Origin of the sequence: Pseudomonas palmensis (assembly GCF_049942755.1) — a bacterium.
Taxonomy (GTDB): domain Bacteria; phylum Pseudomonadota; class Gammaproteobacteria; order Pseudomonadales; family Pseudomonadaceae; genus Aquipseudomonas; species Aquipseudomonas palmensis.
In genome coordinates this window covers 3,891,023-3,910,564 of record NZ_CP187958.1, presented here as the reverse complement: position 1 = coordinate 3,910,564, position 19,542 = coordinate 3,891,023, and the positions used below count along the sequence as shown (strand labels likewise).

The following is a 19,542-nucleotide window of genomic DNA, read 5'->3' as shown; positions in this document are numbered from 1 at the left end:
CTCCTGCAGTGAAGAGCCGCGGACCGGGCACAAAAAAGGGCACCCGAAGGTGCCCTCTTTCACTCAGCCCACACTCAGTTCAGCGCAGGTTTCTCGCCGTTGATCGGGATGCGCTTGGCCTTGGCTTCTTCAGGCACAACACGCAGCAGATCGACACTGAGCAGACCGTTGGCCAGGCCCGCCGACTTCACTTCGATGTGGTCAGCCAGGCGGAAGGACAACTTGAAGGCCCGCTGGGCGATGCCCTGGTGCAGGTAGGTGACGCTTTCACCACTGCTGTCACGCTTGCCGCCACTGACGGTCAGAACGCCTTTTTCCACTTGCAGGTCGAGGTCCTCTTCCTGGAAGCCAGCTGCAGCAACGACGATTCGGTAGTGGTCTTCGCCATGTTTTTCAACATTGTAGGGTGGGTAGGTGCTACCCGACTCGCTACGTGCCGCGGATTCGAACAGGTCGTTGAAACGATCGAAGCCAACGGATTGACGGAACAGTGGAGCCAGAGAAAATGCGGTAGTCATGGTACATCTCCTGAAATATCAGCGAGTTGGTGATTGCGCGACCCGACTTCGGCATCGCGTACTCCCTAGATAAGGACCCGCCCTAACATTTCAAGCATCGACCACAAAAATTTTTTCAGGCCGCCTCGCTGACCGGAATACCCAGCAGCCGCGCCACGCGATCACAGTCGGTCTCGCGACGCAGTTCGGTAAACAGTGCCGTGGCTTCGGGGTAGGTACGGGTCAGCATCGCCACCCACTGCTTCAGTCGCCCCGGTGCCTGACGCTCGGTCATCTGTTCCCGGGCCTGCACCCAGAAGTCCTGCAGCAGCGGTTGCAGTGCCTGCCAGTCCAGCGGCACGAACTCGATGCCCTGGCGCTCGGCGGCAATCTGCCGGGCCAGGTCCGGGCGCGACACCAGGCCGCGACCGAGCATGATGTCCTCCACGCCGCTGACCTCGCGGCAGCGGCGCCAGTCTTCCAGCGTCCACACCTCGCCGTTGGCGAACACCGGCACCTTCACCACCTCCTGCACCCGCGCCACGTACTCCCAGTGCGCCGGCGGCTTGTAGCCGTCGACCTTGGTGCGTGCGTGCACCACCAACTGGTCGGCACCGCCTTCGGCCAGGGCGCGGGCGCAGTCCAGCGCACCGTCCGGGCTGTCGAAGCCCAGGCGCATCTTGGCGGTGACCGGGATATGCGCAGGCACAGCCCGGCGCACTTCGCGCAGGATGGCATGCAGCAGCTCGGGCTCCTTGAGCAGCACCGCGCCGCCGCGGGACTTGTTCACGGTCTTGGCCGGGCAACCGAAATTGAGGTCGATGACGGGGGCCCCCAGCTCGCAGGCCAGCACCGCGTTATCGGCCAGGCATGCCGGGTCGGAGCCCAGCAACTGCACACGCAAAGGCACGCCGGCGGCGGTTTGCGCACCGCGGCCAAGCTCCGGGGCCAGCTTCTCGTACACATGCGCCGGCAGCAACCGGTCGCACACGCGAATGAACTCGGTGACACACCAGTCGATGCCGCCCACCTGGGTCAGTACGTCGCGAAGGATGTTGTCGACCAGCCCCTCCATGGGGGCCAGGGCAATTTGCATGGCGTGGGTCTCGCGCGAAAAAGGCCGGCAGTCTAGCAAAAACCGTGGCTTATCGGGCTCCGGCCATCGCGGCGCCGTAGCCCTCGATGAATTCTGCCGGCATGCGCCTGGGCTTGCCGGTGGACAGCTCGATGCACACGAAGGTGGTCTGCGCCCGCAGCAAGGTGGTGCCGTCGCTTGGTCGCACCAGCTGGAAGTGACGGGTCATCTTCAGGCGCTGGTCCCAGTCGACGATCCAGGTGGCCAACTGCAGGATGTCGTCCTCATAGGCGCTGGCCAGGTAGTCGATCTCGTGACGCACCACGGCCATGGCGCGGTCCAGGCGCCGGTACTCGGCCAGGTCCAGCCCCAGGCGCTGGGAATGACGCCAGGCGCAGCGCTCGAGCCAGGTGACGTACACCGCGTTGTTGGCGTGCCCCAGGCCGTCGATATCCTCGGCACCGACCTGCAGGTCGATGGTAAATGGCGTTGCCCGATCCCAGCTCATGCCCGCTCCCGATCTGTAGTGAACGGGCAGAGTGTAACGGATGCTCAGGCCGATTGGCGCACTGGCCGGGCACTGCGTTGCAGCAGCGCAAGCACGCCGTCGACCAGTTGCGGGTCGGACAGCACACGCATATGCCCGCCCTGGGGCAACAGCAGCAGCTGGCTGTCGAACCACGCCTGATGAATCAGCCGCGCCTCGCTGACGGCGACCAGCGGGTCGTCCTCGGCATGCACGATGAACCCGGGCAGTTCCAGCTGGTAGACGGCCACGTCCAGGCGCGAGATCGGCACCCCGACCTCTCGCTCCACCTGGCGAATGAAGGCTGCCCGCGCCCGCGCCGGCAACCCCAGGTGCCGCGCCATGCCGCGCAGCACCTCGAGCAGGCGCGCCGGCGCGGCGATGCTCACCGCCACCTCGGTACGCAGCCCCCACTGCAGGGCCAGCAGCGTACTGGCACCGCCCATGGAATGGCCAATCACCCCGTGCAATGGGCCCAGCTCACCGGCCGCCTCGAGCAAGGCGTGGGCGAACGACACCACGTTGGCCTTGTTTCCACGCGAGCGGCCGTGGGCCGGCCCTTCGAGCGCCACCGCACAATAGCCGGCGGCCACCAGGGCCTCGATCAGATGGGCGAACTGGGTGGGGCGCCCCTCCCAGCCGTGCATCAGCAGCACCGTGGGGCCTTGCCCCCAGCGCAGCGCACTCAGGCCAAAGCGCAGGGTAATGCGCTCGGCACGCGCCAGCAGCGGCAGTTCCCAGTCGCGTGGCGGCAAGGTGCGCGGGCTCATGAAGGCCTGGCGCATCTGCCCGGCCACCCGATTGGGTGCCAGGCGTCCAACAGTGGCGTTGATACCACGAATCCAGCTCAGGCTGTTCATCACGTCGCTCCAGATCAGATCACCGCGGACTTGGCGGCACGCAACACACGGTCGGACAATTCGCTGGTACCCAGCGCTCGCGCCAGGGCCAGGCCGCCGACCATCAGGGCCAGGTCGGCCAGCACTTTGTCGGCGTCTTCGGGGGTGTCGGCCAGGTTGGCCATCATCAACTCGATATGCTCGGTCAGCACCGCGCGAAAGGTCGCCGGCAACTGATTGATCTCGCCCAGAGAGCTGGGCAGCGGGCAGCCGCTGTCGACGGCATCGCGGTGTTTGCGCGACAGGTAGAAGGCCGCCACCAGGGCACGACGCGCCTCCCCGTCCAGCGACGCGTCGACCTGTGCCAGCAAGGCCCGGCGCTCGCCAAGCAACTGGCAAAAGGCTTCGAGCATCAGCGCATCCTTGTTCTCGAAATGCGCATAGAACCCACCCACGGTGAGCCCCGCAGCGCCCATCACCTGCTGCACACTGGGGTCGGCCGGGCCGTTAAGGATCAGCGCACTGCGCGCCGCATCCAAAATGCGCTGGCGGGTCTGGGCTTTTTTGTCGTGCATGGCAGGCCTCCAAATATTATGGAGCTAATATTATGCTCATAATATTTATTGGCAAGCACTTTCTCCTGCGGCCCAAGGGCGAAAGAGATTTTTTCGAGGGAAAAAACAAAAGGCTCATTCAATAATCGAATGAGCCTTGAAATCCCGCAGAGCGGGTAAAATGGCGTCCCCTAGGGGACTCGAACCCCTGTTACCGCCGTGAAAGGGCGGTGTCCTAGGCCACTAGACGAAGGGGACTTGTAACCTTCGTGCAGGCTCGTTTTCACGAACCCTGGCAAAATTGGTGGAGCTAAGCGGGATCGAACCGCTGACCTCCTGCATGCCATGCAGGCGCTCTCCCAGCTGAGCTATAGCCCCAGATTTCTAGCCTCGCGGCCCAGCGATGCCTTGCAACATCACTTGTGTAAAACTGGCGTCCCCTAGGGGACTCGAACCCCTGTTACCGCCGTGAAAGGGCGGTGTCCTAGGCCACTAGACGAAGGGGACGAACCTTCTTACCACACAACCCGGCTGCTGGAACCCGGTTGAACCCTGAGTTGTATGACCAACTCCGGATAGGGAATTTGGTGGAGCTAAGCGGGATCGAACCGCTGACCTCCTGCATGCCATGCAGGCGCTCTCCCAGCTGAGCTATAGCCCCACAATGTCGCTTTGAACTGAATCGCTTGGCTGGGTGCTTCGCGCTTCGTTTCGTTCATCGCTGTGGACGGGGCGCATATTAAGATCGGATTGAAGACCTGTCAAATAAATTTTCAACAAAATCCAAAAGAAATTTCCGAGATAACAAACACTTACCGGCCTGGGTCAGGAGAGCCCCCGCAAACTCGGGGGTCTCGCCCTTGCAGGAGCCGGCCTTGCCGGCGAAACAGGCGCTGCGCAATACCGGGTACCGCAGCGCTTTGTTCGCCGGCAAGGCCGGCTCCTAAGGGAAAAATGCTCAGGCAATGGTGCCCAACAGCTTTTCCCATTCCTTGTTTTCTTTCTTCGACACACCACCCAGCAGGTCCAGCGCCTGGCGCAGGCGGTAGCGGGTCAGGTCCGGCCCGAGGATCTCCATGGCATCGAGCACCGACACCGAGCTGGCCTGGCCGGAAATCGCGGCGAACATCAGCGGCATCGCGTCACGCAGCTTGAGCTCCAGCGCCTCGACCACCGCCTGGATGCAGCCGGTGATGCGATCCTTCTCCCACTGGCGCAGCCCCTCGAGCTTCCACAGGATCAGCTGGATCACCTGGCGTACCTGGTCGGCCGACAGTTTCTTGTGCTCGAACAGCTTGGCGTCGAGCTTGAGCGCACCTTCGAAGAAGAACCCACCCAGCGGCGCAATCTGGCTGAAGGTCTCTACCCTGCCCTGCACGTGCGGCGCGATCTTCATCATGTAGTCGCTGTTGAACGCCCATTTCTGCACGCGCGCGGCAAACTCTGCGACAGGCAGCTCACGCAGCCACTGGCCGTTGAGCCACGACAGCTTCTCGATGTCGAAGATCGGGCCGCCCAGCGACACACGCGACAGGTCGAAGTGCTCGACCATTTCGGCCAGCGAGAACTTCTCGCGCTCGTCCGGCATCGACCAGCCCATGCGGCCCAGGTAGTTGAGCATGGCTTCGGGCATGAAGCCCATGCGCTCGTAGAAGGTCACCGAGGTCGGGTTCTTGCGCTTGGACAGCTTGCTCTTGTCGGGGTTGCGCAGCAGCGGCATGTAGCACAGGGTTGGCTGCTCCCAACCGAAGTACTCGTACAGCTTGATCAGCTTGGGCGCCGAAGGCAGCCACTCTTCGCCACGCAATACGTGGGTGATGCCCATCAGGTGGTCATCGACCACGTTGGCCAGGAAGTAGGTCGGCAGGCCATCGGTCTTCATCAGCACCTGCATGTCCATGCGGTCCCAAGGAATCTCTACGTCGCCGCGCAGCATGTCCGGTACCACGCACACGCCTTCGGTCGGCACTTTCATGCGGATCACATGGGGCTCGCCGGCGGCCAGGCGACGCTGCACTTCTTCAGGCGAGAGCAGCAAGGCGCGCCCGTCATAGCGCGGGGTTTCGCCGCGGGCCATCTGCTCGGCACGCATCTGGTCCAGTTCTTCGGCAGTGCAGAAGCACGGGAAGGCATGGCCCAGATCGACCAGTTGCTGGGCGTACTGCTTGTAGATCTCGCCGCGTTCGCTCTGGCGGTACGGGCCGTGCGGGCCGCCGACATCCGGGCCTTCGCTCCATTCGATACCCAGCCAGCGCAGGGCATCGAAGATCTGCTGCTCGGACTCGCGGGTGGAGCGCAGCTGATCGGTATCTTCGATACGCAGGATGAATTCGCCACCGTGCTGCTTGGCGAAGCAGTAGTTGAACAGGGCGATGTAGGCGGTGCCGACATGGGGATCGCCAGTCGGCGAAGGCGCGATACGCGTGCGAACGGTGGTCATGAGAGTCTCGAACAAGAGGTGAAACAAAGGCTGGATGTTAACAGCACGGGGCCACCCGGCTCCAGCAATGGGCACGATCGGCGCTTGTGTTTGCCAAGGCAAACCTTGTTAAATTTGCTTACATTTTTGGAACGATCGTACCCATGCCTGCCCAACTCAAGCGTCGCCTGCTGATTTTCCTGACCCTGGTTCTGCTCATCGGCCTGGGCTTTCTGGCCCACTGGTACTTCAAGGGGCGCTTCTACGAGAGCACCGACAATGCCTACGTGCAGGGCGAGATCACCCGGGTTTCCAGCCAGTTGGGCGCGCGCATCGAGCAGGTGCTGGTCGAGGACAACCAGCATGTGGCCAAGGGCGACCTGCTGGTACGCCTGGAAGGCAACGACTTCCAGTTTGCCGTGGAGCGCGCCCGCGCCACCCTGGCCACCCGCGAGGCCGAGCGCATGCAAGCCGACAGCCGCCTGACGCAGCAGGCGAGCCTGATCGCCGCCGGCCAGGCACAGGTGTCGGCCAACCAGGCCACACTTGGGCGTACCCAGCTGGACCTCAACCGTGCACAGGCGCTGCGCAAGCCAGGCTTTGTCTCGGAAGAACGGGTGACCACCCTGTCGGCCGAAAGCAACGTGGCACGCTCCCAGGTGAGCAAGGCCCAGGCCGACCTGCAGGGTCAACGCCAGCAGGTCAACGCACTGGCTGCCGAACTCAAGCGCCTGGACGCCCAGATCGCCACCGCCCGCACCGACCTGGCCCAGGCCGAGCTGAACCTGAGCCGCAGTGAAATTCGCGCGCCGATCAGCGGCATGATCGGCCAGCGCGCGGCACGCAACGGCCAGTACGTGCAGGCCGGCGCCTACCTGCTGTCGATCGTGCCCGATCAGGACATCTGGGTGCAGGCCAACTTCAAGGAAACCCAGATCGGCAAGATGCAGCCCGGCCAGCGTGCCGAGCTGGTGTTCGACAGCTACCCCGACACGCCGATCGAAGGCCGCGTCGACAGCCTGTTCGCCGCTTCCGGCGCGCAGTTCAGCCTGCTGCCACCCGACAACGCCACCGGCAACTTCACCAAGGTCGTGCAGCGCATCCCGGTCAAGCTGACCTTCGCCGCCGACAACCCGCTGCACGGCAAGATCCGCCCGGGCATGTCGGTGACCGCCACCGTCGATATCCGTACCGATGGCCGGTGATCAACTGATCCGTCCCGCCGGCGAACCCAGCCGGCGCGACTGGATCGCGGTGATGAGCGTGATGCTCGGCGCGTTCATGGCAGTGCTCGACATCCAGATCACCAACTCGTCGCTCAAGGACATCCAGGGCGCCCTGTCGGCGACCCTGGAAGAAGGCTCGTGGATCTCCACCTCCTACCTGGTGGCCGAGATCATCATGATCCCGCTGACCGCCTGGCTGGTGCAGTTGTTGTCGGCGCGGCGCCTGGCGGTGTGGGTGTCGGCGGGTTTTCTGGTGTCGTCGCTGCTGTGCTCGATGGCCTGGAACCTGGAAAGCATGATCGTGTTCCGCGCCCTGCAGGGTTTTACCGGCGGCGCCCTGATCCCGCTGGCCTTCACCCTGACCCTGATCAAGCTGCCCGAGCATCACCGCGCCAAGGGCATGGCGATGTTCGCCATGACCGCCACCTTCGCCCCGTCCATCGGCCCTACCCTGGGCGGCTGGCTGACCGAGAACTGGGGCTGGGAATACATCTTCTACATCAACATCCCGCCCGGCCTGATCATGATCGGCGGCTTGCTGTACGGCCTGGAGAAGAAGGAAGCGCACTGGGAGCTGCTCAAAAGCACCGATTACACCGGCATCCTGACGCTGGGCGTCGGGCTTGGCTGCCTGCAGGTGTTTCTTGAGGAGGGGCATCGCAAGGACTGGCTCGAGTCGGGGCTGATCGTCACCCTGGGCAGCATTGCCCTGGTCAGCCTCATTACCTTCGTGATCGTGCAGTTCTCGAAACCCAACCCGCTGATCAACCTGCGCATCCTGCAGAACCGCAATTTCGGGTTGTCGAGCATTGCCAGCCTGGGCATGGGCGTGGGGTTGTACGGTTCGATCTACCTGCTGCCGCTGTACCTGGCGCAGATCCAGAACTACAACGCCCTGCAGATCGGCGAAGTGATCATGTGGATGGGGGTGCCGCAGCTGTTCCTGATCCCGCTGGTGCCGCAACTGATGAAGGTGATTTCGCCGAAGATCCTCTGCACCATCGGCTTCGGGCTGTTCGGGCTGGCGAGTTTCAGCTCGGGGGTCTTGAACCCGGACTTTGCCGGCACCCAGTTCAACCATATCCAGATCATCCGTGCGCTGGGGCAGCCGATGATCATGGTGACCATCTCGCTGATTGCCACGGCCTATATCCAGCCGCAGGACGCAGGCTCGGCGTCGAGCCTGTTCAACATCCTGCGCAACCTGGGCGGGGCCATCGGCATTGCGCTGCTGGCCACGCTGCTGGATGCGCGCACCAAGGTGTATTTCGACTACCTGCGCGAGGCGGTGGTACCGACCAATGCCGCAGTGGCCGAGCGGCTGACCTTGCTGACCGAGAAGCTGGGCAGCGAAGGGGCAGCGCTGGCCAGGCTGAGCGAGATCACCCATCAGCAGGCGATGATCATGGCGTACAACGACGCCTTCCATTTTGTCGGCATCGGGCTGGCAATCAGCATGGTGGCGGTGCTGTTGACGAAGAAGCTGCCGCAGGGGTTGAAGGCGGGTGAGGCGCACTAGACCGCGTTGAAGTCTTCGCTGGCAAGCCCGCTCCCGCAGGTACTCCATTGCCCTTGGCGTCAATGTGATCCTGTGGGAGCGGGCTTGACCCGCGAAAGGCCCGTCAGACCGTGAGCAGTCGCTCACGCAACTGCGCGATCTCGTCGCGCATCTGCGCTGCAGCCTCGAACTCCAGGTCCCGCGCCAGCTGGTACATCTTCTCTTCCAGCGCCTTGATGCGCTTGGCGATCTCGCCAGGCGAACGCAACTCGGCCTCGTAACGCTCGCGCTCCTCGGCGGCCTTGGCCATGCCCTTGCGCTTCTTGCTGCGCGAGCCGGGCACGTTGGCGCCTTCCATGATGTCGGTGATGTCCTTGACCACGCCCTTGGGCACGATGCCGTTGGCCTCGTTGAAGGCCATCTGCTTGTCGCGGCGACGCTCGGTTTCGCCGATCGCTCGCTCCATCGAGCCAGTCATGTTGTCGGCGTACAGGATCGCGCGGCCGTTGAGGTTGCGCGCCGCGCGCCCGATGGTCTGGATCAGCGAGCGCTCCGAACGCAGGAAGCCCTCCTTGTCCGCATCCAGAATCGCCACCAGCGAGACCTCGGGCATGTCCAGGCCCTCGCGCAGCAGGTTGATACCCACCAGCACATCGAAGGTGCCCAGGCGCAGGTCGCGGATGATCTCGACTCGCTCAACGGTATCGATGTCCGAGTGCAGGTAGCGCACCCGCACATCGTGATCGGCCAGGTAATCGCTGAGGTCTTCGGCCATGCGCTTGGTCAGGGTAGTGACCAGCACCCGCTCCTCCACCGCCACACGCTTGCGAATCTCCGACAGCAGGTCATCCACCTGGGTCGTGGCCGGACGCACCTCCACCTGGGGGTCGACCAGACCGGTCGGGCGCACCACCTGCTCCACCACACGGCCGGCATGCTCGGCCTCGTAGTTGCCCGGCGTGGCCGAGACGAAGATGGTCTGCGGGCTGACCGACTCCCATTCGTCAAAGCGCATGGGCCGGTTGTCCAGCGCCGAAGGCAGGCGGAAGCCGTACTCCACCAGGGTTTCCTTGCGCGAGCGGTCCCCCTTGTACATGGCCCCCACCTGCGGAACGCTGACGTGGGATTCGTCGATCACCAGCAACGCATCCGGCGGCAGGTAGTCGTACAGGGTCGGCGGCGGCGCGCCGGCCGGACGCCCGGACAGGTAGCGCGAGTAGTTTTCGATGCCGTTGCAGTAGCCCAGCTCCAGGATCATCTCCAGGTCGAACCGGGTGCGCTGCTCCAGGCGCTGGGCCTCGACCAGCTTGTTGTGCTTGTGCAGGTACTCCAGGCGCTCCTTGAGCTCCGCCTTGATCCCGTCCATGGCCTCCAGCAGGGTTTCGCGCGGGGTCACGTAGTGGCTCTTGGGGTAGAAGGTGAAGCGCGGCAGCTTGCGGATCACCTCGCCGGTCAGCGGGTCGAAGGCCGCGATGTTCTCCACCTCGTCATCGAACAGCTCGATGCGGATGGCCTCCAGGTCCGATTCGGCCGGGAAGATGTCGATCACGTCGCCGCGCACACGGAAGGTGGCGCGGGCAAAGTCCATGTCGTTGCGGGTGTACTGCAGGTCGGCCAGACGGCGCAGCAAGGCCCGCTGGTCGAGCTTGTCGCCACGGTCCACGTGCAGCACCATCTTCAGGTAGGTTTCCGGGCTGCCCAGACCATAGATGCACGACACCGTGGTGACGATGATCGCGTCACGCCGCTCCAGCAGCGCCTTGGTCGCCGACAGGCGCATCTGCTCGATATGGTCGTTGATCGAGGCGTCCTTCTCGATGAAGGTGTCGGAGGACGGCACGTAGGCTTCGGGCTGGTAGTAGTCGTAGTAGGAAACGAAATACTCCACCGCGTTGTTCGGGAAGAATGACTTGAACTCGCCATACAACTGGGCGGCCAGGGTCTTGTTCGGCGCCAGTACCAGGGTCGGGCGCTGCACCTGGGCAATCACGTTGGCGATGCTGAAGGTCTTGCCCGAACCCGTCACCCCGAGCAGGGTCTGGTGCGCCAGCCCGGCCTCGATCCCCTCGACCATCAGGCGAATGGCTTCGGGCTGATCACCCGCCGGCTGGAAACGGGTGACGAGTTGAAACTCGGACATGGTGAACCCCTGGAAATGAACGGATACAGGCAACTGTATTTATAGACAGTACTTATACCCAATTGGTGGTGCCCGGCGCCAGTTTCAAGGCAAACCACGGCCTGTTTCACAGTATTGACCGGCGCAAGCGACTGACGGTCGAAAAATATTCGCGAAAACAGCAGTAAAAGCTGCGACAGACTGTCGCCGTGACCGATGGGTATCACTATACTGACTCCCCGTTTGTGCACCGCTTCAGTGCATTCGGCTGGAGCGTGCGACCTCTATCACTCTCCATTCAGAGCCAAGGTAAAAATGAGCCTGTTTTCCGCTGTCGAGCTGGCACCCCGCGACCCTATCCTGGGCCTCAACGAAGCGTTCAATGCCGATACCCGCACCCACAAGGTGAACCTGGGCGTTGGTGTTTACTGCAACGAAGAAGGGCGTATCCCACTGCTGCGTGCAGTCATCGAAGCCGAAACCCAACGCGCCGCCCAGCACGCCTCCCGCGGCTACCTGCCGATCGACGGCATCGTGGCCTACGACCAGGCCGTGCAGAAGCTGCTGTTCGGTGCCGATTCGCCCCTGCTGGCCGCCGGCCGTGTGGTCACCACCCAGTCCGTCGGTGGTACCGGCGCCCTGAAGATCGGCGCTGACTTCCTCAAGCAGCTGTCGCCCAATGCCACTGTCGCAATCAGCGACCCGAGCTGGGAAAACCACCGCGCCCTGTTCGAAACCGCCGGTTTCCCGGTCAAGAACTACCGCTACTACGACGCCGCCACCCATGACGTCAACCGTGCCGGCATGCTCGAGGACCTCAACGCGCTGCCGTCCGGCTCGATCGTGGTACTGCACGCCTGCTGCCACAACCCGACCGGCGTCGACCTGACCCCGGCCGACTGGAACAACGTGCTCGAGGTGGTCAAGGCCAAGGGTCACATCCCGTTCCTGGACATGGCCTACCAGGGCTTTGGCCAGGGCATCGCCGAAGACGCCGCTGCCGTGCGCCTGTTCGCCGAATCGGGCCTGGACTTCTTCGTCTCCAGCTCGTTCTCCAAGTCGTTCTCGCTGTACGGCGAGCGCGTCGGCGCCCTGTCGATCGTCACCGAGTCCAAGGAAGAGGCCACTCGCGTGCTTTCGCAGGTCAAGCGCGTGATCCGCACCAACTACTCCAACCCGCCGACCCACGGCGCGACCATTGTCGCCACCGTGCTCAACAGCCCCGAGCTGCGCGCAATGTGGGAAGCGGAACTGGCCGAGATGCGCCAGCGCATCCACGGCATGCGCAAGCAGATGGTCGAGCTGCTGGCCCAGTACGGCGCACAGCAGGACTTCAGCTTCGTCGGGCGTCAGTGCGGCATGTTCTCCTACTCGGGCCTGACCGTCGAGCAGGTGGCACGCCTGAAGGACGAGCATGCGATCTATGCTCTGGATACCGGTCGTATCTGCGTCGCCTCGTTGAACCAGAACAACATTCACGTGGTGACCAAGGCGATCGTCGAGGTCCTGTAACACCTGATTGCTCAGGGGGAGCTTGACTTCCCCTTAGCAATCAGTAAGATACGCCCCAGATTCCGCGATAGCTCAGTCGGTAGAGCAAATGACTGTTAATCATTGGGTCCCAGGTTCGAGTCCTGGTCGCGGAGCCAAACATCGTTTCAGAGCGTGCTTGCACAGCTTCTGAAATACTCGAAAAACCCGCCTTTTGGCGGGTTTTTTCGTTTTGGTCTTCAGCCCGGACCAGGGCTGCCTGGCGATAAAGGCTGCGACAGGCTATTGCTGCCCGATCGGAAAGAACTGCCCCGCACTCCATACGCCCAGCCATGGCTGCCCATCGATGTCACGCGTTACAGCCAGCTCTACCAGCTGGTAAAACACGCTGCGATGGATCAGCGCCTCGAGGTTGTTGCGCATGTGCACGTAAGGCGAAGGTTCCTGTGTCAGCGGGTCGATCACGAAGCGCAGCGGGTGCTCGGGCCCGGCCTCGACCACATCCTCCACATTGCTGGTGAAGCGCAGCACCTGCTGCTCACCACTGCCCTGCACGTCCATGAGCACCGCCACGAACGGCGCATCATCGACCTGGATTCCGACCTTTTCCACAGGCGTGACCAGAAAGTAGTCATCCCCGTCGCGACGGATGATGGTGGAGAACAGACGCACCATCGGCTTGCGACCAATCGGGGTGCCCAGGTAGTACCAGGTACCGTCGCGGGCGATTCGCATGTCGATGTCGCCGCAGAAGTCCGGATTCCACAGGTGGACCGGCGCCGGACCTTTGCCGACCTTCGGGAGTTGCGCCAACAGGTCATTGGCCTTGCCGGTATCCACCATCATCTGCTCCTCAGCGGCTCATGCCCAACAAACTGCGAGCGTAATCCTCAAGCGGTGCCGCAATCAAATCCTGCGGCTGATTGTCGTGGAACGTCAGCAAACCGCCACGGCTGCGGATGCTCACGGTATCGATCAGATAGCGGGTACTGGTTTCGATCAGCATCAGCTGAATTCTTCCGGTGTCGACACCCAGGCGGTCCACCGCCTGCTCGTCGTACCACTCGTCACCATTGCCGATACGGTTGTCGGCCTTGGCAAAACGCGCATACAGCAGGTAATGCGCGCCCACGTCGCGCGCCTGGGACAAGGCATCCTCCAGCCCCAGCGGACCCTCGGCACGTCGCACCAGCGGGAAGTACTCGACAAAGGCCTTGAAGGCTTCCTCGGCCACCACGTTGGGCCGCGGATAGGCATTGCCCGGCGGCACGAACACGCCCTGACCGATGAAGACGAACGAGTCGGGCTGCAGGCGCACCGACAACGAACGGCGGGTTTCGCTATGGTCGAGCAGGCCGGCGTCGCTCATGTGGTAGCGCACACCTTCGCCCATATCGCTCACATTCATGCAGCCACCCAGCGCCATCAGCGCCAGCAGCAGAACCAGGCTACGCATCTTTCCTCCAGAAGCCGGTGACGGAAAACCGGCGAACAGCCACCAGATGCAGGTTTTGCGCCAGCTGGAGGGTATGGCTCAACCGCCGATGATCTTCATCACCGTGGCACCGCCTGAAAATGCCACGGCCTGCTTGTCCCCCAGGGCCTTCATCAACATGCCCTGCAAGGCCGGCAACGCCTGGTGGCGCGGCTTGTCGAGCAGGTCACCGATGAAATGCCGGTTGCTCGACGACAGGCAGCCATGCAGCCACCCGGTAGAAGACAGACGCAGGCGCGAGCAGGTTCGGCAGAACGGCACGCTTTCGTTGGCGATCACGCCGAAGTGGCCTTGCCCCGGCACCCGGTAGCGCAATGCAGTGGCGTCCACTGGCGCATCGGCCTGGGCGTACTCGTGATGCTCGCCGATCAGTTGCAGCAACTGCTCCAGGCTCACGAACTGCTGCAGGAAAGCGTTGTGGTCGCTGGCCAGGTGCCCCATGCGCATCAGTTCGATAAAGCGCAGTTCATAGCCACGGGCCAGGCAGTAGTCGAGCAGCGGCAGCACCTGATCGAGGTTGCGCCCGCGCAGTGGCACCATGTTCACCTTGATCTTCATGCCGGCGTCGCTGGCCTTGTGCATGCCATCGAGCACGCTGGCCAGATCCCCGCCACGGGAGATCCCGCGGAAGGCATCGGCGTCGAGGGTATCAAGGGAGACGTTCAGGCGCCGGATGCCGGCATCCAGCAGCAATGGCAGCTTGCGCGCGAGCAACTGGCCATTGGTGGTCAGGGCGATGTCATCGAGGCCGAGCACCGACACGCCAGCCAGGAAGGCTTCGAGCTTGGGACTGACCAGGGGTTCGCCACCGGTGATACGCAGGCGCTCGATACCGGCAGCTTCGATCAGCCAGGCCACCCCACGCACCATGGCCTGGGCCGAGAGCTCATCCTGCGCTGCGACCAGACGCTTGCCGTCCGGCACGCAATAGGTGCAGGCATAGTTGCACGCCGCGGTGAGGCTGACGCGCAGGTTGCGAAAACGTCTGCCTTGACGGTCGACGATCATGGAGCACTCCGGCAAGTGTGAATCGGGCCTGCAAAACCTGACTCAGAAATCAGTTTTTTGCAAGCCTCTTACCTGAGTATATGCCTGCACGGCGCCAGCGAGCATTCAGCTGCCAGATGGCTCCGGGTCGCGCTTGCGCTTGTTGCCCATGCGCACGCCAATGTCCATGAGGAACTGGAAGAAGCCTTCCTGGTCCTCCAGCACATTGCTCCAGAACGGCGAGTGATACAGTGCCACCGCGCCATGCACCAGGGCCCAGGCTGCGCAGTAGTGGAAATACGGCGGCACGTCCTCGAGCTTGCCCTCGGTGATGCGACCCTTGATCAGCAGGGTCAGGCGCTCGAAGTTGGAGGCACGGATCTTGTGCAGCTCCTCGACCATTTCCGGCACCTGGTTGCCTTTGACCACCTTCTCTTCGAGGCGGTCGAACAGGCGGTAGCGCTGCGGGTCGCGCATGCGGAATTCGAAGTAGGCACGCGACAGGGCCTCCTTGTCGCGATCCACATCGGCAGAGTGCAGCAGTTCGTTCAAATCGCGCTCGTAGTCGAGCATCAGGCGCAGGTAGATCTCCGCCTTGGACTTGAAGTGCTTGTAGATCGTGCCTTTGCCGATACCCACGGCGTCAGCGATCATCTCGACGGTGACACTGTCTTCACCCTGTTCGAGAAACAGCTTGAGCGCGGTATCGAGAATCTCTTGCTCTCGGCGACGAAACTCACGGACCTTACGAGGTTCTTTCTGCATAAGAAGGACTGGATCAAAATCGAAGCCCGTTATTATGCCTAACTTGCGCAAAAATGCACGGATCATCCGCGCATGCCTATGTTTCTTGATGAGTTTGAACAGGCCGGCGACCCGGTTGCCCGAAGCGGACCTCCCCTTCCCCCTGCCCCAGACGTGCAATCCAGGCGGTCAGGCGCACGGCAGAGCAATGCGTGCTCAGCAGGGCCGCACGTATTCCAAATCTGTTTAAAAAACGATCAACCCTTGGTGGAATCGCGGCGAACCTGACCAATACTTGAGGTGTTGGCGCGACGCATCCCCCCAAGTGACGCGCCGATAAGGGTGAACACGGACCGCTCGCCTTTGTTTTACTCCTAATGGTCTTAACCCGGATTCCCCCCCAGAACCCGGGTTTTTTTTGCCCGCGCGACCGCCACGGCGCCCGCGCAGCGGGGTCAGGCCACCCGCACCCGTGCCAGGGGGAACAGACGCCTGAAGTTCTCGGTGGTCTGTTGCGCCAGCTGCTCGTAACGCTCCCCCCGCACCAACGCGATGAACTCCGCCACGTCACGCACATACTCCGGCAAGTTCGGCTTGCCGCGGTGCGGAATCGGCGCCAGGTACGGTGAGTCGGTCTCTACCAGCAAACGATCTGCCGGCACCTGCCGCGCCACATCACGCAACGCGTCGGCATTGCGGAACGTGACAATCCCCGACAACGAAATGTAATACCCCAGGTCCAGCGCTGCCTTGGCCATCTCCCAGTCTTCGGTGAAGCAGTGCAGCACGCCTGCCTGCGGCAATGCCGCCTCGCGCAGCAGGGTCAGGGTATCGGCGCGCGCCGCACGGGTATGGATGACCACCGGCTTGCCGGTGAGCCTGGCCGCCTCCAGGTGCAGGCGAAACGACGCCTGTTGCAACTGTGCAGCCTCGGGCTCGTAGTGATAGTCCAGCCCGGTCTCACCAATGGCCACCACCTCGGGGTGGTTCAGTTCGCCGAGCAGCCAGTCCAGCGCCGGCGCTTCGCCTGGCGCCAGGTCCAGCGGGTGAATGCCGACCGAGCAGTCCACATCAGGGTAGCGCGCTGCCAGCGCCCTGACCTGGGCCGCATTGTCGGCACTTACGCCGATGCACAGGAAATGCCCGACGCCCCGTGCCCGCGCGGCATCCAGCGCGGCATCCAGGGAGCCACCATGGGCGGCGAGGTCGAGACGGTCGAGGTGGCAATGGGAATCTACAAGCATGGGCGTAATGACAACACTGAAAATGGAGGATCGAAAGGCCAGCTCAACGCTGGCCCGGCAACAGGGCCCAGGAGGCCAGCAACGCTTCGAGCAACAGCACGCGGTTGAGGTTGGCCTTGTTGAGCACCTTCTGGCGCTGCACAAGAATCCAGTCCTGGATATCCAGCACCTTGCCCTGCGGGCTCTTCTGGGCAAGGTACTGCACGACCTTGCGCATGTCGGCCAGCCCCAGGCCCTCTTCGTCCTGGGTCAGCTGATAGCGCAGGATCAGGTTGGACCAGTCGCAGAACCAGTCGAACAGCAACAACAGCGGGATGCTGTTCCAGCCTTCAGCCAACTGGGTCGCGGACTGCTGCTGCTTGAGCAGCTTCTTGACCCCCTCGACCACCTGCGCGCGCTGCTCGCGCACACCCTGGGCCTGCAGGCTGACAGCCAGCAGTGGCGAACCTGCTGCAAGGCTCAGCAGTTCGTGGCGCTCGGCCTCGTCACTGTCGGGTAACGCGGCTGCCAGCCACGCCTCGCTCTGCGCCTGACTTGGCAACGGGCAGGCCTGTTGCTGGCAACGGCTCCTGATGGTCGGCAGCAACCGGCTGGGCTGGTGACTGACCAGCAACAGCACGGTATCGCCCGAAGGCTCTTCGAGGCTCTTGAGCAAGGCGTTGGCAGCGTTGATGTTCATTGCCTCGACCGGCTCGATGAGAATCACCTTGCGTCCGCCCATCTGCGCGGTCTGCACCACGAAGCTGACCAGGTCACGCACCTGGTCGACCTTGATCGGCTTGTCGGCCTCTTCAGGTTCCAGGATGTAGTTGTCCGGGTGACTGCCCGCCTTCAGCAACTGGCACGACTTGCAGTGCCCGCACGCCTCAAGCCCCTCGGGCTGGCGGCACAGCAGAAACGCCATCAGGCGCTCGGCCAGCGCCCGCTTGCCGATGCCTTGCGGGCCGTGCAACAGGTACGCATGGGCATGCTGTGTGCGCCCGGCCAGTTGCTGCCAGAGCGTCGCCTGCCACGGGTAGGCCTCAGCCACGGCAACGCTCCAGGATCTGCGGCAGCAACGCATCCAGGGCGAGTTGAACCCGGGCCAGCGGTTGCGCGGCATCGACCAGGTGATAGCGCGCCGGGTCGGCGGCTGCGCGGGCCAGGTAGGCCTGGCGAACAGCCTGGAAAAACGCCTGGCCTTCCTGCTCGAAGCGATCCAGCCGCCCGCGCGCCGCTGCGCGCGAAAGGCCGACCTCCACCGGCAGGTCGAACACCAGGGTCAGGTCGGGGCGCAGGTCGCCCTGGACGAAGGTTTCAAGGGTGGCAATGCGCTCGACCGACAGCCCGCGGCCACCGCCCTGGTAGGCATAGGTGGCATCGGTGAAACGGTCGCACAGGACGATGGCGCCCCGCGCAAGCGCCGGGCGGATCACCTGGGCCAGGTGCTGGGCGCGCGCGGCGAACACCAGCAACAGCTCGGTGTCGGCATCCATCGTCTCATCGCTGGGGGCCAGCAACAGTTCGCGGATGCGCTCGGCCAGCGGGGTGCCGCCCGGCTCGCGGGTCAGCACCACATCCAGCCCGTGGGCGCGCAGGTGCTCGGCCAGGTACTCGCGATTGGTGCTCTTGCCCGCGCCTTCGGGACCTTCCAGGGTGATAAACAAGCCGCTCACAGGCAGTCCTTAATCAGGGTCATTGCGGGGTAGGTTCGCTGGCCGGGGGAACATCCGGCTGCACCGAGGGCTCGGCAGGCTGCGGTGCAGCCTGGGGCGCCTCGGGCGCAGGAACCTCGTTCGGGGTGTCGCCGGCGCTTGGCGCCGGGCTTGAACGGTAGTCGGCACGCCGCTTGATCTGGTACTCGCGCACGGCAGAATTGTGCGCCCCCAGGTCGTCGGAGAACACATGGCTGCCATCGCCCCGGGCGACGAAGTACAGGCTGCTGCCCGGCTCCGGGTTCAAGGCCGCGTGAATGGCTTCACGCCCGACCATGGCAATCGGCGTCGGCGGCAGGCCGGCGATCACGTAGGTGTTGTAGGGCGTGGGCTCACGCAGGTCGGCGCGGGTGATCTTGCCGTTGTAGCGTTCGCCCATGCCATAGATCACGGTAGGGTCGGTCTGCAGCAGCATGCCGATCTGCAGGCGACGCACGAAGACGCCGGCGATCTGACCACGCTCCTGTGGCACGCCGGTTTCCTTCTCGACCAGCGAGGCCATGATCAGCGCCTGGTAAGGGTCGCGATAGGGCGCAGCCGGGGAGCGCTCGTTCCACTCCTTGGCCAGCACCTCCTCCAGGCGCGCGTACGCCTGCTGCAGGAACTCGACATCGCTCATGCCGCGCACGAACCGATAGGTGTCAGGGAAGAAGCGCCCCTCGGGGAACACGCCCGGGTGCCCGAGCTTGTCCATGACCTCGCTGTCGCTCAGGCCATCCAGGGTCTGGCGGATCTTTTCATGTCTGGCCAGTGCCGAGCGCACCTGGCGGAAATTCCAGCCCTCGACCAGGGTCAGGCTGTACTGCACCACGTCACCACGCCGCCACGCCTCGAACAGGTCGCGCACGTTCATGCCGGGGGTCATGCGGTACTCGCCGGTATGCAAAGCCACGCTCGGCATGTTGAAGCGCCAGTAAAGGCGCAGCCAGAAGGCGTCGCGGATCACGCCGTCCTGCTGCATGCGGTAGAACATGCGGTTGGGCGTGGTGCCGGTAGGAACATCGAGCAACCGCTCGCCGGTCAGGTGCAGCGGCTGCTCCAGCGCCGAGTGCACCTTCCAGGCCGAGAAGCCCAATAGCAGGCCGGCCAGGATCAACCCGGTCTCCAGCAGCACCAACAATTTACGTCTCACGA

The 19,542-nt window shown here is 63.5% G+C and carries 18 protein-coding genes and 5 tRNA genes; 4 read left to right on the top strand and 19 right to left on the bottom strand.

The window, feature by feature from the left end; all coding sequences use genetic code 11:
• Positions 1–74 precede the first annotated feature (74 nt).
• The 10 genes from ACPRTJ_RS18200 to gltX form a co-directional block, all read right to left on the bottom strand.
• Positions 75–518 carry an Hsp20 family protein gene (locus ACPRTJ_RS18200; RefSeq protein ID WP_043862857.1) on the bottom strand — a complete coding sequence of 148 codons (444 nt, stop codon included), beginning with the start codon at positions 516–518 and terminating at the stop codon, positions 75–77.
• 115 nt (positions 519–633) lie between these two features.
• On the bottom strand, positions 634–1,593 hold the full coding sequence (locus ACPRTJ_RS18195; RefSeq protein ID WP_054916655.1) for a tRNA dihydrouridine synthase: 960 nt from the start codon (positions 1,591–1,593) through the stop codon (positions 634–636).
• Between the two features lie 49 nt (positions 1,594–1,642).
• Positions 1,643–2,080, bottom strand: a complete 438-nt coding sequence (locus ACPRTJ_RS18190; RefSeq protein WP_043862859.1) for an acyl-CoA thioesterase — start codon at positions 2,078–2,080, stop codon at positions 1,643–1,645.
• Positions 2,081–2,124: 44 nt separating this feature from the next.
• Positions 2,125–2,958 (bottom strand): alpha/beta fold hydrolase, encoded by an 834-nt coding sequence (locus ACPRTJ_RS18185; protein ID WP_043862860.1) that lies wholly within the window; start codon positions 2,956–2,958, stop codon positions 2,125–2,127.
• A 14-nt stretch (positions 2,959–2,972) separates the two neighbouring features.
• Entirely contained in the window at positions 2,973–3,512 is a 540-nt protein-coding gene (locus ACPRTJ_RS18180) for a TetR/AcrR family transcriptional regulator (protein WP_078479730.1), read from the bottom strand.
• Between the two features lie 161 nt (positions 3,513–3,673).
• Positions 3,674–3,749, bottom strand: a tRNA-Glu gene (locus tag ACPRTJ_RS18175).
• A 44-nt stretch (positions 3,750–3,793) separates the two neighbouring features.
• Positions 3,794–3,869 (bottom strand) — tRNA-Ala (locus ACPRTJ_RS18170).
• A 53-nt stretch (positions 3,870–3,922) separates the two neighbouring features.
• A tRNA-Glu gene (locus tag ACPRTJ_RS18165) sits at positions 3,923–3,998 on the bottom strand.
• Between the two features lie 78 nt (positions 3,999–4,076).
• Positions 4,077–4,152: transfer RNA gene (locus tag ACPRTJ_RS18160), tRNA-Ala, on the bottom strand.
• A gap of 297 nt (positions 4,153–4,449) precedes the next feature.
• Entirely contained in the window at positions 4,450–5,931 is a 1,482-nt protein-coding gene (gltX, locus tag ACPRTJ_RS18155; protein WP_043862862.1) for a glutamate--tRNA ligase, read from the bottom strand.
• A 143-nt stretch (positions 5,932–6,074) separates the two neighbouring features.
• Between gltX and ACPRTJ_RS18150 the strand changes: the two genes are divergently transcribed.
• Complete coding sequence (locus tag ACPRTJ_RS18150) at positions 6,075–7,115, top strand: HlyD family secretion protein (RefSeq protein ID WP_282361883.1); 1,041 nt, start codon at positions 6,075–6,077, stop codon at positions 7,113–7,115.
• Positions 7,116–7,164: 49 nt separating this feature from the next.
• On the top strand, positions 7,165–8,655 hold the full coding sequence (locus tag ACPRTJ_RS18145) for an MDR family MFS transporter (protein WP_173925078.1): 1,491 nt from the start codon (positions 7,165–7,167) through the stop codon (positions 8,653–8,655).
• A gap of 103 nt (positions 8,656–8,758) precedes the next feature.
• On the opposite strand, the gene uvrB is transcribed toward ACPRTJ_RS18145, so the two are convergent.
• A complete protein-coding gene (gene uvrB / locus ACPRTJ_RS18140; protein ID WP_043862865.1) occupies positions 8,759–10,774 on the bottom strand; it encodes an excinuclease ABC subunit UvrB in 2,016 nt (671 codons plus the stop codon).
• 294 nt (positions 10,775–11,068) lie between these two features.
• Here uvrB and ACPRTJ_RS18135 point away from each other — a divergent pair, with 294 nt between their 5' ends.
• Together ACPRTJ_RS18135 and ACPRTJ_RS18130 are read left to right on the top strand one after the other, a co-directional pair.
• Entirely contained in the window at positions 11,069–12,265 is a 1,197-nt protein-coding gene (locus ACPRTJ_RS18135; protein ID WP_043862866.1) for an amino acid aminotransferase, read from the top strand.
• Between the two features lie 61 nt (positions 12,266–12,326).
• Positions 12,327–12,402 (top strand) — tRNA-Asn (locus ACPRTJ_RS18130).
• A gap of 124 nt (positions 12,403–12,526) precedes the next feature.
• Here ACPRTJ_RS18130 and ACPRTJ_RS18125 read toward each other — a convergent pair.
• The 8 genes from ACPRTJ_RS18125 to mltG all read right to left on the bottom strand — a co-directional run bounded on the left by ACPRTJ_RS18125 (position 12,527) and on the right by mltG (position 19,540).
• Entirely contained in the window at positions 12,527–13,087 is a 561-nt protein-coding gene (locus ACPRTJ_RS18125; RefSeq protein WP_043862867.1) for a DUF1285 domain-containing protein, read from the bottom strand.
• A gap of 10 nt (positions 13,088–13,097) precedes the next feature.
• Positions 13,098–13,700 carry a DUF4823 domain-containing protein gene (locus tag ACPRTJ_RS18120; protein ID WP_043862868.1) on the bottom strand — a complete coding sequence of 201 codons (603 nt, stop codon included), beginning with the start codon at positions 13,698–13,700 and terminating at the stop codon, positions 13,098–13,100.
• 78 nt (positions 13,701–13,778) lie between these two features.
• Complete coding sequence (locus ACPRTJ_RS18115; RefSeq protein WP_043862869.1) at positions 13,779–14,747, bottom strand: GTP 3',8-cyclase MoaA; 969 nt, start codon at positions 14,745–14,747, stop codon at positions 13,779–13,781.
• A gap of 105 nt (positions 14,748–14,852) precedes the next feature.
• Positions 14,853–15,491 (bottom strand): TetR/AcrR family transcriptional regulator, encoded by a 639-nt coding sequence (locus tag ACPRTJ_RS18110; protein ID WP_054915804.1) that lies wholly within the window; start codon positions 15,489–15,491, stop codon positions 14,853–14,855.
• Positions 15,492–15,925: 434 nt separating this feature from the next.
• Positions 15,926–16,714, bottom strand: a complete 789-nt coding sequence (locus tag ACPRTJ_RS18105) for a TatD family hydrolase (protein ID WP_054915805.1) — start codon at positions 16,712–16,714, stop codon at positions 15,926–15,928.
• 43 nt (positions 16,715–16,757) lie between these two features.
• Positions 16,758–17,744, bottom strand: a complete 987-nt coding sequence (locus ACPRTJ_RS18100; RefSeq protein WP_058541076.1) for a DNA polymerase III subunit delta' — start codon at positions 17,742–17,744, stop codon at positions 16,758–16,760.
• Positions 17,737–18,369, bottom strand: a complete 633-nt coding sequence (gene tmk / locus ACPRTJ_RS18095; RefSeq protein ID WP_054915807.1) for a dTMP kinase — start codon at positions 18,367–18,369, stop codon at positions 17,737–17,739. The genes ACPRTJ_RS18100 and tmk overlap by 8 nt, the downstream gene beginning before the upstream one ends.
• A 19-nt stretch (positions 18,370–18,388) precedes the next feature.
• Entirely contained in the window at positions 18,389–19,540 is a 1,152-nt protein-coding gene (gene mltG, locus ACPRTJ_RS18090; protein WP_078479734.1) for an endolytic transglycosylase MltG, read from the bottom strand.
• Between the last annotated feature and the right edge of the window lie 2 nt (positions 19,541–19,542).

What these genes read in the sequence shown, in the direction of transcription:
- ACPRTJ_RS18200 (WP_043862857.1), bottom strand. Translation starts at nt 518, where the DNA reads ATGACTACCGCATTTTCTCTGGCTCCACTGTTCCGTCAATCCGTTGGC.
- ACPRTJ_RS18195 (WP_054916655.1), bottom strand. Translation starts at nt 1,593, where the DNA reads ATGCAAATTGCCCTGGCCCCCATGGAGGGGCTGGTCGACAACATCCTT.
- ACPRTJ_RS18190 (WP_043862859.1), bottom strand. Translation starts at nt 2,080, where the DNA reads ATGAGCTGGGATCGGGCAACGCCATTTACCATCGACCTGCAGGTCGGT.
- ACPRTJ_RS18185 (WP_043862860.1), bottom strand. Translation starts at nt 2,958, where the DNA reads ATGAACAGCCTGAGCTGGATTCGTGGTATCAACGCCACTGTTGGACGC.
- ACPRTJ_RS18180 (WP_078479730.1), bottom strand. Translation starts at nt 3,512, where the DNA reads ATGCACGACAAAAAAGCCCAGACCCGCCAGCGCATTTTGGATGCGGCG.
- gltX (WP_043862862.1), bottom strand. Translation starts at nt 5,931, where the DNA reads ATGACCACCGTTCGCACGCGTATCGCGCCTTCGCCGACTGGCGATCCC.
- ACPRTJ_RS18150 (WP_282361883.1), top strand. Translation starts at nt 6,075, where the DNA reads ATGCCTGCCCAACTCAAGCGTCGCCTGCTGATTTTCCTGACCCTGGTT.
- uvrB (WP_043862865.1), bottom strand. Translation starts at nt 10,774, where the DNA reads ATGTCCGAGTTTCAACTCGTCACCCGTTTCCAGCCGGCGGGTGATCAG.
- ACPRTJ_RS18135 (WP_043862866.1), top strand. Translation starts at nt 11,069, where the DNA reads ATGAGCCTGTTTTCCGCTGTCGAGCTGGCACCCCGCGACCCTATCCTG.
- ACPRTJ_RS18125 (WP_043862867.1), bottom strand. Translation starts at nt 13,087, where the DNA reads ATGGTGGATACCGGCAAGGCCAATGACCTGTTGGCGCAACTCCCGAAG.
- ACPRTJ_RS18120 (WP_043862868.1), bottom strand. Translation starts at nt 13,700, where the DNA reads ATGCGTAGCCTGGTTCTGCTGCTGGCGCTGATGGCGCTGGGTGGCTGC.
- ACPRTJ_RS18115 (WP_043862869.1), bottom strand. Translation starts at nt 14,747, where the DNA reads ATGATCGTCGACCGTCAAGGCAGACGTTTTCGCAACCTGCGCGTCAGC.
- ACPRTJ_RS18110 (WP_054915804.1), bottom strand. Translation starts at nt 15,491, where the DNA reads ATGCAGAAAGAACCTCGTAAGGTCCGTGAGTTTCGTCGCCGAGAGCAA.
- ACPRTJ_RS18105 (WP_054915805.1), bottom strand. Translation starts at nt 16,714, where the DNA reads ATGCTTGTAGATTCCCATTGCCACCTCGACCGTCTCGACCTCGCCGCC.